Origin of the sequence: Streptomyces sp. NPDC088261 (genome assembly GCF_044740805.1) — a bacterium.
GTDB lineage: Bacteria > Actinomycetota > Actinomycetes > Streptomycetales > Streptomycetaceae > Streptomyces.
The window spans coordinates 715121-725028 of the sequence record NZ_JBIURL010000001.1; the positions used below are offsets into that span (position 1 = coordinate 715121).

10 protein-coding genes are annotated in these 9908 nt (G+C 71.3%); 6 read left to right on the plus strand and 4 right to left on the minus strand.

What is annotated here, in order from left to right; translation table 11 throughout:
• Positions 1-256: 256 nt before the first annotated feature.
• Entirely contained in the window at positions 257-1567 is a 1311-nt protein-coding gene (gene eno / locus ACIODU_RS03090; RefSeq protein ID WP_401763192.1) for a phosphopyruvate hydratase, read from the minus strand.
• A 203-nt stretch (positions 1568-1770) separates the two neighbouring features.
• Between eno and ACIODU_RS03095 the strand changes: the two genes are divergently transcribed.
• A complete protein-coding gene (locus ACIODU_RS03095; protein ID WP_356417994.1) occupies positions 1771-2193 on the plus strand; it encodes a MarR family transcriptional regulator in 423 nt (140 codons plus the stop codon).
• On the opposite strand, the gene ACIODU_RS03100 is transcribed toward ACIODU_RS03095, so the two are convergent.
• A complete protein-coding gene (locus ACIODU_RS03100) occupies positions 2190-2861 on the minus strand; it encodes a TetR/AcrR family transcriptional regulator (RefSeq protein ID WP_401763195.1) in 672 nt (223 codons plus the stop codon). The genes ACIODU_RS03095 and ACIODU_RS03100 overlap by 4 nt on opposite strands.
• A 122-nt stretch (positions 2862-2983) precedes the next feature.
• Between ACIODU_RS03100 and ACIODU_RS03105 the strand changes: the two genes are divergently transcribed.
• Positions 2984-3553: an ester cyclase gene (locus tag ACIODU_RS03105; protein ID WP_401763197.1), complete on the plus strand. Its 570-nt coding sequence runs from the start codon at positions 2984-2986 to the stop codon at positions 3551-3553.
• Positions 3554-3611: 58 nt separating this feature from the next.
• Here ACIODU_RS03105 and ACIODU_RS03110 read toward each other — a convergent pair whose 3' ends face one another.
• Positions 3612-4607: a lysostaphin resistance A-like protein gene (locus ACIODU_RS03110; protein ID WP_401763200.1), complete on the minus strand. Its 996-nt coding sequence runs from the start codon at positions 4605-4607 to the stop codon at positions 3612-3614.
• Between the two features lie 248 nt (positions 4608-4855).
• Between ACIODU_RS03110 and ACIODU_RS03115 the strand changes: the two genes are divergently transcribed.
• Positions 4856-5317, plus strand: coding sequence for an SRPBCC family protein (locus ACIODU_RS03115; RefSeq protein WP_356417986.1), 462 nt, complete (start codon positions 4856-4858; stop codon positions 5315-5317).
• Here the strand turns inward: ACIODU_RS03115 and ACIODU_RS03120 are convergent.
• Entirely contained in the window at positions 5292-6383 is a 1092-nt protein-coding gene (locus ACIODU_RS03120; protein WP_401763203.1) for a bifunctional DNA primase/polymerase, read from the minus strand. The genes ACIODU_RS03115 and ACIODU_RS03120 overlap by 26 nt on opposite strands.
• 337 nt (positions 6384-6720) lie before the next feature.
• Between ACIODU_RS03120 and ACIODU_RS03125 the strand changes: the two genes are divergently transcribed.
• The 3 genes from ACIODU_RS03125 (at position 6721) to ACIODU_RS03135 (ending at position 9887) form a co-directional block, all read left to right on the plus strand.
• Positions 6721-7032 (plus strand): hypothetical protein, encoded by a 312-nt coding sequence (locus tag ACIODU_RS03125; RefSeq protein WP_356417982.1) that lies wholly within the window; start codon positions 6721-6723, stop codon positions 7030-7032.
• 347 nt (positions 7033-7379) lie between these two features.
• Positions 7380-8066, plus strand: coding sequence for a SigE family RNA polymerase sigma factor (locus ACIODU_RS03130; RefSeq protein ID WP_401763206.1), 687 nt, complete (start codon positions 7380-7382; stop codon positions 8064-8066).
• A 174-nt stretch (positions 8067-8240) separates the two neighbouring features.
• The gene (locus ACIODU_RS03135; protein WP_401763208.1) at positions 8241-9887 is read left to right on the plus strand and encodes a long-chain fatty acid--CoA ligase; all 1647 of its coding nucleotides are present in this window, start codon (positions 8241-8243) and stop codon (positions 9885-9887) included.
• Positions 9888-9908 lie beyond the last annotated feature (21 nt).

Consider the following 9908-nt stretch of genomic DNA (forward strand, 5'->3'; position numbering starts at 1 on the left):
GACCGTACCGGCGACTGCGAGGCCCACGGCTCGGTCACGAAGGCGCCGGAGGAGGGAAGTTGAGGTCTCGGGCGTGAAACGTGACTGCTCGTCAGATTCGTTCGGTGGCAACAGAGGGGCAAGAGCGGGCTACGGCGAGCGGTTCGCCCCGCAAGAGCGGCGGGCCGGCCCGTACGGTTGCGCTGTCGGTGATCTGTGACAGAAGCAGGTCGCCACGGGGCGCGGCGGGTCACGGCAGGTCACACGCGAGCACCCGTCACGCCCCGCGCAGCGCCGACCCGCCCGCGAAACGTGCCGCCTCGCCCAACTCCTCCTCGATTCGGATCAGTTGGTTGTACTTCGCCGTACGGTCGGAGCGCGAGAGCGAGCCGGTCTTGATCTGGCCGCAGCCCGTCGCCACCGCCAGATCCGCGATGGTGGTGTCCTCCGTCTCGCCCGAGCGGTGCGACATGACGGCCGTCCAGCCCGCCCGGTGGGCGGTGGCCACCGTCGCCAGCGCCTCGGTCAGGGTCCCGACCTGATTGACCTTGACCAGGACCGAGTTGCCGACACCGGTCCGGATTCCCTCGCGCAGCAGCGTCTCGTCGGTGCAGAACACGTCGTCGCCGGTGAGCTGGCAGCGGTCGCCGACGCGGGCGGTCAACTCCCGCCAGCCGTCGAGGTCGTTCTCCGCCATCGGGTCCTCGATGGAGACGACGGGGTAGGCGTCGACGAGCCCGGCCAGGTAGCCGGCGTTCTCGGAAGGGGTACGGCGCACCCCCTCGCCCACGTAGTCGTAGACCCCGTCGTGGAAGAACTCCGACGACGCCGGGTCCATGACCAGGCCGACGTCCGTGCCGGGGCGGTAGCCGGTGCGCTCGATGGCGCCCATCACGAAGTCGAGCGCCTCTTCGGCGGTACGGAGCGCGGGCGCGAAGCCGCCCTCGTCGCCGACGCCCGTGGAGTGCCCGGCGGCCAGCAGGTCGCGGCGCAGGGTGTGGAAGACCTCGCTGCCCATGCGGACGGCTTCGGCGAAGGTGTCCGCGCCCACGGGCACGATCATGAACTCCTGGAAGTCCAGCGGATTGTCGGCGTGGGCGCCGCCGTTGACGATGTTCATCATCGGCAGCGGCAGGAGGTGCGCGCCGGCGCCGCCGAGGTAGCGGTAGAGGGGGTGGCGGTGGGCCGCCGCGGCGGCCTTGGCGGTGGCGAGGGAGACGCCGAGGATCGCGTTGGCGCCGAGCCGGGACTTGGTGGCGGTGCCGTCGAGGGCGATCAGCGCGGCGTCGAGGCCCGACTGGTCCGCCGCGTCCCGGCCGCGTACGGCCGCCGCGATCTCCCCGTTGACGTGGGCCACCGCGCGGTCGACGCCCTTGCCGTGCCAGCGCGCGGGGTCTCCGTCGCGCAGTTCCACGGCCTCCCTGGCGCCGGTGGAGGCGCCGGAGGGGACGGCCGCGCGCCCCCGGGAACCGTCCGCCAGGACGACGTCGACCTCGACCGTGGGGTTGCCCCGGCTGTCGATGATCCGGCGGGCGGCGACGGTGTGGATGGTGGTGTCGACGGTGGTGGCGGCTGCCTGTGCGGACATGGGAGTCCCTTCCCGTTGTCGTGTGTGCCGTGGCCCGGCTGCGACGACGCTGGCGCTGGGCCCGACGACGACAAACAGTACAGCAATGCTGGTCAGTTTTGCTGCTCAGTTCAGCTGTTCAGTGTGGCTGTTCACTTCCGCTGCGCGGTGTTACTGTGCAGGTCAGGTGCGCAGCAATGCTGGCCAACGGGGTAAAGTGCCCTATGCCCACCTCGGAAGCCGCCGCCATCGCCGCCGAACTGCGCACCGCGATGGGCAAGTTGACCCGGCGCGTCAAACACGAGGACCACATCCCGCTGGGCCAGGTCGCCGTGCTCGGCGCCCTCGACCGCAGTGGCGCCATGACCACCAGCGACCTCGCCGCGGATCAGCGCGTACGCCCCCAGTCGATGGCCCGGGCGGTGGGGCTGCTCATGGACCAGAACCTGATCACGCGCCGCGCGCACCCTACGGACGGCCGCAAGTCGCTGGTCGAGCTGTCGGACGCGGGCCGGGCCGCCCTGGAGGCGGAGCGCGGCCGGAGGGCCGGCTGGCTCGCGCAGGCCATCGAGTCCGAACTCACCGACGAGGAGCGGGTGTTGCTGGCGCGGAGCGCCGCCCTGCTGGAGCGGCTCGCCGCACGTTAGCGGCCTTCCACGCGCCGGCGGTCCTCCGCCGGTACGACCCCGAGGGTGGTCACGGCGGTGCCGTACAGGAACTCCTCCGCCCGGGACCAGGACCAGCCGGACTCGGTGACCAGAGTGCGCCAGCTCGTCGGGCCGAACCAGAACCACAACATGTCGGCGATCTCCTCGCGCGGTGTGACCCGGACGCGCGACGTGTCCCCGACGGCGGGGGACAGCTCGCGCAGGTGTCGCGCCGCGTCGTCGAGCGCCCGGCGGTAGGCGGCGGTCGCCCGCGCCCAGAGTGCCTCGCTGTCCTCGTGGACCGGGAGCGCGCCCCTGATGGCCTCCAGGACCTTGAACTGGCCCTCGTTGCCGGTACGGGTCCCGTGGGCCAGTTCCCTCAGTACGGCCTCCGGGGTCGTCGCCGCGAGGATGCGCGCCACGGTCGCCTCGTAGCCGGAGTCCGCGACCGCCTGGTCCACGATCCGGTCCAGGGCGCTCGACTTGCTCCCGACGCTCGCGAAGACGGTCTTCGAGGCGACGCCGGCCGCCTGCGCGATGTCGGCCACGGTGACGCGTCCGTACCCCCGCTCGGCGAACAGTTCCACCGCCTCGCGGAGGATCCGCTCGCGCGTCTCGGCCGCGGCCTTCTTCCGGAGCGGGGAGCTGTACAGGCGCTTGTCGGTCATGGCGTCATGCTATCGCTGGCCTATTCATTAGATGGCTTGTAACCTGAATTTAGGCCGATCGCGCAAGCAGCAGTAAGCAGCAGCAAACAGAGGCAAACAGCAAGAGACAGGTGGCACCTCGGATGAACGCCGACGAACTGGCCCGCGGGCTCTTCCGGATCCTGGAGACCGGGGATCCGTCCCTGGCCGCCTCCGTCGTTGCGGACGACAACCACAACCGCGAGGCGGCCGTCGCGCCCTCCGCCTGCGCGATTCCAGGACCGGCGGGGACCCTCGCGTCGAGTGCCTGGATGCGCTTCGCCTTCAGCGACCTGCGCTTTCCCGTCCTCGGGGTCGCCGAGAGCGACGGTCAGGTGTGGGTCAGGCTGCGCATGCGGGGGCGTCACACGGGTCCGTTCGTACGGTTCCGGGACGGCGCGCTCGACCAGGCCATCCCTCCCACCGGGCGGCCGATCGACTTCGAGCAGGTCCACGTGCTCGGCGTCCGTGACGGCAAGGTCGTCAGCCACGAGGCGGTACGGGACGACGTCACCATGCTCGGTCAGCTCGGTGTGTTCCCGCCGAGCCCCGCCGTCGGGCTGCGGATGGTCGCCTGGCGCCTTTCCGGGCGGGCGACGCGCGCGGCGGCCGCGGTCTCCCAGGAGGCGGACCGGGCCGCGGAGGCGTTCCGTTCGGGGGTCGTGACGTCGTGATGGTGTGACGTCATGAGGGTGTGACGTCGTGACGACCACCCGTGACGTGAGGGACGAATCAGTTGGTGCGCACGGGTACGGGTACGGGTACGGCGGCGACGGGCATGGGCGTGGGTACGGCCACGGCCTCGGCCCGCACCACTCCGTCCGGCCCGCCCACCCCGCGCCCACGCCCCTCCCGGCTCGTCCCCAGCAGCGCCGCCGCCAGGACGAGCTCCACCGCCAGGACCAGCGCCTGCGTCACCGGTGACTCGACCGTCAGCACCGCCATCGTCGCGTTGAACCCGAGGTGGACCGCGACCGACGCCACGACCCCGGCCCGTTCGTACGCGTACCCGGTCAGCAGCGCCACCGGCACGACACTCAGCGAGAACATCAGGCCGCTCCAGCCGAACAGACCCAACTCCGCCTGCACCGTGCCCTCGATGAAGAACAGCGGCAGATGCCACACCGCCCACACCGCGCCCAGCAGCACACCGGCCCCGACCCGGCCCATCGACGCGCGCAGCCGCGGATGCGCCGTACCCCGCCAGCCCGGCTCCTCGGCCAGCGGACCCGCGATCAGCATGCTGACGAGGAACGGAACCACCCCGCCCACCGTCGCGATCAACTCCCTTCCCCCGGCCAGGCTCACCCCGGGACCGCCCAGCGGGTCCGCGAGCAGCGCGCCCACCACGACACTCGCCGACGCCAGCGCCAGCAGGGGCAGCGCCAGGAACACCCGTACCCCCTGCCGGTACGGCACCGCCCGCGCGGGCACGGGCTCGCGGCGGCGGGCCCGGCGCGCCCGGACCGCGAGCGCGCCGAACACCGGGCCGAAGCCGCCGAGCAGGTACGGAACGGCGGCGGGGGAGCTGGTCGGTGATCCGCCGAGGGCGATCGCGATCAGCCAGAACGCCCAGGTGGTGGCGAAGGTGACCGCGAAGAACAGCCCGAGGCCGCTTCCCCGCAGCGCCTCACCGCTCCTGGCGGTCCCGATCCCGGTCCTGGTCCCGGTCCCGATCCCGGTCCTGGTCCCGGTCCCGATCCCGGTCCCGCTCGTCCGCTGGAACATGTCCGTCGCCCCTTCTCCTGCGGCGCTCCCTGCGCCATGTCCATGACGCTACGGACGGCGAGCGCCGCGCACACTGGGCGTACGGCCCGGCTCGGAGGTGGTGCTGGGTGCACCCCCGCGAGTTGCCGGTGTGTTCCCGCGGCGGGAGCATGGTGGGTGGGGGTGTGTGCCGTGGTGAGGGTGAGGGTGGTGCCTGATCTTTCTGGCTTTTTGAGCACGGCTCTGAGCCTGGCTCCGAGGGAAATTCGATGACAGATTATGTGCGCATCGCGCAGTCCATCACGATCGACGCGTCACAGGAGCGCGTTTTCCAGTTCGTGAGCGACTTCCGTAACGACTGGCAGTGGCGGCCCGAGATCAGGCGGGTGGAGCTGCGCGGACCGTTGATGATCGGTACCCAACTGGTCCAGGAAGCCAAGCTGTTGGGCTTCTTCTCCCTCTCGGTGCTCACCGAGGTGGTCGAGCTGGAACCGGGCCGGCGGCTGGTCACCCGTACACCCGCCGAATACGACGCGCACATCTTCAACGTCCGTGCCGTGGAGGAGCTTTCGGTCGACGTCGTCAGGTTTGTGTACGAACTCAGCTTCGACAAGGCCGCCGTGAAGAAGGCGCTTCGGTTCACCGTGCCCGCGGGGGTGGTCTCGACCTTCTACGGGGCGGCGGTGCGCCGCTATCTCGGGACCGTCAAGCACCTCGTCGAGGAGAGCTGAGGCGGGCGGCCGAGGCGACCGTCGCGCGCGCTTCGTGTTCGATCAGGCCGGTCCGTACAGCTGCCTCGATCAGCGTCTCCGCCAGGGCCTCGCCGAAGCCGTGTTCGTACGCCCGGCACGCGGCCCAGAACAGGCGCGTGTTGCGCTGGCCCGCGTGCGCCGCGAGGACGAACTGCACCAGGCCGTGCCCCTGGGCCGGCCGGTCCGTGGCGGGGGAACGGTGGTGGTCGACCGGGTGGTGGTCGACTGGGTGGTGGTCCGGGCCGTCCGTCCGATGGCCGGTTCGGTACGTCTCCGTCCGGTACGTCTCCGCCCGGTGCGGGCGCGGCGGCGTCGGCGGCGTGAGCAGGCGCAGCAGGGCGCGCGGGCACGGCGCGGGTGCGAGGCCGGCCGAGCCGGGGGCCAGCCGGTACGCGCCCCGGGCGCTGACCGAGCCGGGGCCGACGAGGTAGCCGCCGGCTCCCCGGACGTCGATGCCGGGGGCGAGGCGGCCGGCGGAGTTGGGGACGGTGACGTTCGGCGGGCCCGACAGCCAGATGTGACGGCCACCGCTGGGGGTGAGCACCGTGACCGTCTCCGGGAGCGTGAACAGGTGCTGGAGGGCGATCTGCTGGAGCGCGGCCACCGAGGCGGGGGTGGTTTCGAGGCACGGAGGGGTGGGGGTGTTGGTGCCGGGGGCCGTACCGGAGCCCGTGGAGCCCGTACCCGAGGCCCCCGTACCGGAAGACCTGTCCCCCGTCGGCGTGACGTCCAGGTCGATGCCGATCAGGTGGTACGGGGCCCGGCCGCACGCGATGCCGTACCCCGTGGCCCAGGGTGCCGCCGCGAACAGGGCCCGTACGGCGGCGGGGTCGGTGGTCGCGTCGTGCACGCCGTGGCCCGGGCGCCCGCACTCGCCCCGGCAGAGGCCCGACTCGGGCTCGCCGCGGTGCGGGGAGGGCAGCGCCGGGAGTTTGGTGGGCGAGAGGGGAATGACGGGGAGCCCGCGCTCGGCGGCGGACAGCGCGTGGGCGAGAGCCGGGGTGGTGGTGTGACGGGTGGTGGAGTGCCGGGCGGTGGTGGCCATGGCTCTATGTTCGTACATTTGTTCGAAGAAAGGAAGAGGGAGGCCGGTCCGAGGGTGTCCGGGATGTGAAAATTCGGGTGCGTTCGGGCGTTTGCCGTAACGGTTCGCCCCTTGCGGCGCCTGGGTTCTGGGGCTCGGCTGGGGGCGATGTACGGCTTTGGGGGCGCAAAGCGTGTTTATCGACTTGTCCTCACGCTTGCGAGGGAATGCGGGGCTCCGCGCTGGTTCCCGGCGGATTCGGTGGGCAATCCTGAGTTCGCGACGTCGTCACCACGACCTGGGCGGTCGGCCAACTGCCCCGGGACAAGCCGTACTTCTCGTTCCTGGAGGAACTGACATGGCAAGCTTCCGTACTGTTCGCGTCATCGCCGCTGTCGCCGCCCTGCCCCTCGCCGCCTCGCTCTTCACCGGGGTGGCGGAGGCCGACAACGGTGGTCTCGCGAACGACGGATCGAACGCGATCGTGTCCACGATCAGTGGCAGCGGCGTGGGTGGCAGCAACTACGGCAATTCGACCACCACCCAGCAGGTGGCCAACGGGCCCGGCGCGTCCAACCAGAACAACACCGCCAGTGTGGTCGGCTCCGCCTTCACGGCGATCGACCAGTCCAACGAGAACATCTCGGTGTCCTTCACGAACCTCTGGTGACACGCGGCCCGACGGGGGGTGTGTGATCAAGGGGTGATACGAGTTCTGCGCGGCGGCGGTCCGGTCTTCCGGCCCCGCCGCGCAGGGCTTTGCCGTCACCCCGGGCGCCGTACGGCCGCCGTCCGCCCGCCGTCCCGTCCGCCCACGCGCCCGCCGACCCGGACCCCTCCCGCCCGCCGTCCCGGCCGGCCCTGACCCCTCCCGCCCGGCGCCTACCCTGACGGGCCACGTCTCCCGTTCTCCACCTTCAGGAGGTGGAGCCGGCGCCACCCCTACACCCTGAGGCGGAGACAGCTTCGGGACCTGGGGCCGATCCCCTGGCGGAGCCCCGCTCCTAGCGTGGAGCCATGACCACGCCCGTCTGCGCAAACGCCTCCACAGCCGCCAAAACGACCGCTTTTCCGCCCCACTCGGCGCACACCGCGCCGTACACCGCGAACACGACGCACACCGCGCACACCGTGCCCCCACCCCCCTCGGCGCACCCGCACCCGCCGCACCCGCCCCGCCCCGTGCACCCGGCCCGTTCGCCCTACGCGCCCTACGCCTCGTTCTCGTCGTACGTACGCGCGAGAGGCCCCGTCCTCCTCCGTACGGCCCGCTCGCTCACCGCCAATCCGAGCGACGCGGAGGACCTGCTCCAGACCGCGCTCACCAAGACCTACGTCGCCTGGGACCGGATCGAGGACCACCGCGCCCTCGACGGTTACGTACGCCGCGCCCTCCTCAACACCCGTACGTCCCAGTGGCGCAAGCGCAAGGTCGACGAGTTCGCGTGTGACGAACTGCCCGAGCCGCTGGGCCTGCCCGCGCCCGACCCGGCCGAACAGCAGGTGTTGCACGACGCGATGTGGCGGGCCGTGATGCGACTCCCCGACCGCCAGCGGGCGATGGTGGTGCTGCGCTACTACGAAGACCTCAGCGAGGTGCAGACCGCCGAGGTGCTGGGCGTCTCGGTCGGCACGGTCAAGAGCGCGGTCTCCCGGGCGCTGGGCAAACTCCGGGAGGACCCCGAGCTGTCACCGGTGCGCTGAGTGCGCCTTTCCCCTGCTGCTCGCTTTTCCCCGTCTCGCTTGCCCCTCTCGCTCGCCCCTCTCGATTCTTCTTTCGTTCTACTCCCGGGTAGTGACATACCGCGCGGTATGTGCGCAGAATCCTCCCAGCATCAGCGCCACGCCACAGTGTCAGCGCCGACCGGGAGGACGCCCGTGCTCAGCACCATGCAGGACGTACCGCTAACTGTTTCCCGCATCCTGCGCCACGGGATGACCATCCACGGAAAGTCGCAGGTCACGACCTGGACAGGGGAGGACGAGCCGCACCGCCGCAGCTTCGCCGACGTCGGCGCACGGGCGACACAGCTCGCCCACGCCCTGCGCGACGGGCTCGGAGTCACCGGCGACGAACGCGTGGCCACGCTGATGTGGAACAACGCCGAGCACGTAGAGGCGTACCTCGCCGTTCCGTCCATGGGGGCCGTCCTCCACACCCTCAACCTCCGCCTCCCGCCCGAGCAGCTGGTCTGGATCGTCAACCACGCCGCCGACCGGATCGTCATCGCCAACGGCTCCCTGCTGCCCCTGCTCGCGCCGCTCCTCCCGCACCTGCCGACCGTCGAGCACGTCGTCGTCTCCGGTCCCGGCGACCGCTCCCTCCTCGACGGGGCCACGGCCCGCGTCCATGAGTACGAGGAGCTGATCGACGGCCGTCCCACCGGCTACGACTGGCCCGAGCTGGACGAACGCGCCGCCGCCGCCATGTGCTACACCTCCGGCACCACCGGCGAGCCCAAGGGCGTCGTCTACTCCCACCGCTCCATCTACCTGCACTCCATGCAGGTCAACATGACCGAGTCGATGGGCCTGACCGACCAGGACACCACCCTGGTGGTGGTCCCTCAATTCCACGTAGCGGCGTGGGGGCTGCCCCACGCCACGTTCATGGCGGGCGTCAACATGCTGATGCCCGACCGTTTTCTCCAGCCCGCGCCCCTCGCCGACATGATCGAGCGCGAGAAGCCCAGCCACGCCGCCGCCGTCCCGACCATCTGGCAGGGTCTCCTCGCCGAGGTCACCGCCCGGCCGCGCGACCTGACCTCCATGGCCCGCGTCACCATCGGCGGTTCGGCCTGTCCGCCGTCCCTGATGGAGGCGTACGACAAGCTGGGTGTACGGCTCTGTCACGCGTGGGGAATGACCGAGACCTCGCCCCTGGGCACCACGTCGAACCCGCCCGCCGGCCTGACCGCCGAGGAGGAGTGGCCGTACCGCGTCACGCAGGGCCGCTTCCCGGCCGGCGTCGAGGCACGCCTCGCGGGTCCCGGTGGCGACTTCCTGCCATGGGACGGCGAGTCGGCCGGCGAGCTGGAGGTACGGGGTCCGTGGATCGCGGCGGCGTACTACGGCGGCGCGGGCGCCGAACCGATCAGGCCCGAGGACAAGTTCAGCGAGGACGGCTGGCTGCGGACCGGTGACGTCGGTGTCATCAGCCCCGACGGGTATCTCACGCTCACCGACCGCGCGAAGGACGTCATCAAGTCCGGGGGCGAGTGGATCTCCAGCGTCGAGCTGGAGAACGCGCTGATGGCCCACCCGGACGTGGCGGAGGCCGCGGTGGTCGCCGTACCGGACGAGAAGTGGGGCGAACGCCCGCTCGCGACCGTCGTCCTCAAGGACGGCGCGGGCGCCGACTACGCGGCGCTCAAGGGGTTCCTCGCCGGGCGGATCGCCAAGTGGCAGCTGCCCGAGCGGTGGGCGCTGGTGGAGTCGGTGCCGAAGACGAGCGTCGGGAAGTTCGACAAGAAGGTGATCAGGGCGCGGTACGCGGCGGGGGAGTTGGACATCACGGTCCTGTAGGCGGAGGCCGGAGCGCGCCGG